Source organism: Thiomicrospira microaerophila (assembly GCF_000934765.1).
In the GTDB taxonomy this organism is placed as follows: domain Bacteria; phylum Pseudomonadota; class Gammaproteobacteria; order Thiomicrospirales; family Thiomicrospiraceae; genus Thiomicrospira; species Thiomicrospira microaerophila.
Window position 1 is genome coordinate 1 of sequence record NZ_JYNN01000093.1, and the last position, 2,625, is coordinate 2,625.

Here is a 2,625-nt window from a genome sequence, read left to right on the forward strand (position 1 = left end):
CTCTTACGAGGGGTTTAGATGTATGGAGCTTGGCGATGACCTACTCTCGCATGGGGAGACCCCACACTACCATTGGCGCTGAAACGTTTCACTTCTGAGTTCGAGAAGGGATCAGGTGGTTCCATTTCGCTATGGTCGCCAAGCAATTCGGTTTTGTAAATGGGTTTTAGCCATTTACTAAAATTCTTTGCTAAGAAGTAATCTTTGCTTTGTAATAGGATACTGTATCTTGGTTTCGCTTTTATCTCAAGCTACACATCAGTTAAGTCACTTTTGAGTTGTATAGTTAAGCCTCACGAGTAATTAGTACAAGTTAGCTTCACACATTACTGCGCTTCCACACCTTGCCTATCAACGTCCTGGTCTTGAACGGCTCTTTAGAAGACTTAAAGTCTAGGGAGAACTCATCTTGGGGCAAGTTTCCCGCTTAGATGCTTTCAGCGGTTATCTTTTCCGAACGTAGCTACCCAGCAGTGCCATTGGCATGACAACTGGAACACCAGCGGTTCGTCCACTCCGGTCCTCTCGTACTAGGAGCAGCCCCCCTCAATTCTCCAACGCCCACGGCAGATAGGGACCGAACTGTCTCACGACGTTCTAAACCCAGCTCGCGTACCACTTTAAATGGCGAACAGCCATACCCTTGGGACCGACTTCAGCCCCAGGATGTGATGAGCCGACATCGAGGTGCCAAACACCGCCGTCGATATGAACTCTTGGGCGGTATCAGCCTGTTATCCCCGGAGTACCTTTTATCCGTTGAGCGATGGCCCTTCCACACAGAACCACCGGATCACTAGAACCTGCTTTCGCACCTGCTCGACGTGTCAGTCTCGCAGTCAAGCACCCTTTTACTCTTGCGCTCATTGCACGATGTCCGACCGTGCTGAGGGTACCTTCGCGCTCCTCCGTTACTCTTTAGGAGGAGACCGCCCCAGTCAAACTACCCACCATACACTGTCCCTGACCAGGATTCACTGGCCGAGGTTAGAACCTCAATACTATCAGGGTGGTATTTCAAGGATGGCTCCACACGAACTGGCGTCCGCGCTTCATAGCCTCCCACCTATCCTACACAGATAGTATCAAAGTCCAGTGCAAAGCTATAGTAAAGGTTCACGGGGTCTTTCCGTCTAGCCGCGGGTACACGGCATCTTGACCGCGATTTCAATTTCGCTGAGTCTCGGGTGGAGACAGTGTGGCCATCGTTACGCCATTCGTGCAGGTCGGAACTTACCCGACAAGGAATTTCGCTACCTTAGGACCGTTATAGTTACGGCCGCCGTTTACCGGGGCTTCGATCAAGAGCTTCGCTTGCGCTAACCCCATCAATTAACCTTCCGGCACCGGGCAGGCGTCACACCGTATACGTCATCTTTCGATTTTGCACAGTGCTATGTTTTTAATAAACAGTCGCAGCCACCTGGTCTCTGCAACCCTCGAGTGCTTACGGAGCAAGTCCTTCACACTTAAGGGCACACCTTCTCCCGAAGTTACGGTGTTATTTTGCCTAGTTCCTTCACCCGAGTTCTCTCAAGCGCCTTGGAATTCTCATCCTGCCCACCTGTGTTGGTTTGGGGTACGGTTCTTTATAACCTGAAGCTTAGAAGATTTTCTTGGAAGCATAGCATCAACCACTTCGTCCAAAAGAGGACTCGTCATCAGTTCTCGACATTAAAGACCCGGATTTGCCTAAGTCTTCTGTCTACCACCTTAAACAAGGACTACCATCGCCTTGCTGGCCTAGCTTTCTCCGTCTCTCCATCGCAGTTATAAAAAGTACAGGAATATTAACCTGTTTCCCATCGATTACGCTTTTCAGCCTCACCTTAGGGGCCGACTAACCCTACGTCGATTAGCGTTGCGTAGGAAACCTTGGGCTTTCGGCGAGGGAGCTTTTCACTCCCTTTATCGCTACTTATGTCAGCATACGCACTCGTGATATCTCCAGCATGCCTGACAGCACACCTTCACAGACTTACACGACGCTCCCCTACCATGCCTTACGGCATCCGCAATTTCGGTACTATGCTTAGCCCCGTTAAATCTTCGGCGCAGGCCGACTCGATCAGTGAGCTATTACGCTTTCTTTAAAGGGTGGCTGCTTCTAAGCCAACCTCCTGACTGTCTAAGCCTTCCCACATCCTTTCCCACTGAGCATAGTTTAGGGACCTTAATTGGCGGTCTGGGTTGTTTCCCTCTTGACAACGGACGTTAGCACCCGCTGTCTGTCTCCCATGATTGCACTTGTTGGTATTCGGAGTTTGCAATGGGCTGCTAAGCCTTGACGGCCCGCTAGACCATAACAGTGCTCTACCCCCAACAGTGAGACATGAGGCACTACCTAAATAGTTTTCGGGGAGAACCAGCTATCTCCGAGCTTGATTAGCCTTTCACTCCGATCCACAGCTCATCCCCTAATTTTTCAACATTAGTGGGTTCGGACCTCCAGTTGATGTTACTCAACCTTCATCCTGGCCATGGATAGATCGCCCGGTTTCGGGTCTACTGCATGCTACTGATCGCCCATTTAAGACTCGGTTTCCCTACGGCTCCCCTATTCGGTTAACCTTGCAACACACAGTAAGTCGCTGACCCATTATACAAAAGGTACGCAGTCACCCC

Annotated in this window: 2 rRNA genes; both read right to left on the reverse strand. The window is 50.4% G+C overall.

Annotated features, from left to right (window positions below):
- Positions 1-27: 27 nt before the first annotated feature.
- Positions 28-143 (reverse strand): 5S ribosomal RNA (rrf, locus tag NA59_RS12615).
- A gap of 139 nt (positions 144-282) precedes the next feature.
- Positions 283-2,625, reverse strand: a 23S ribosomal RNA gene (locus NA59_RS12620); the annotation flags it as partial.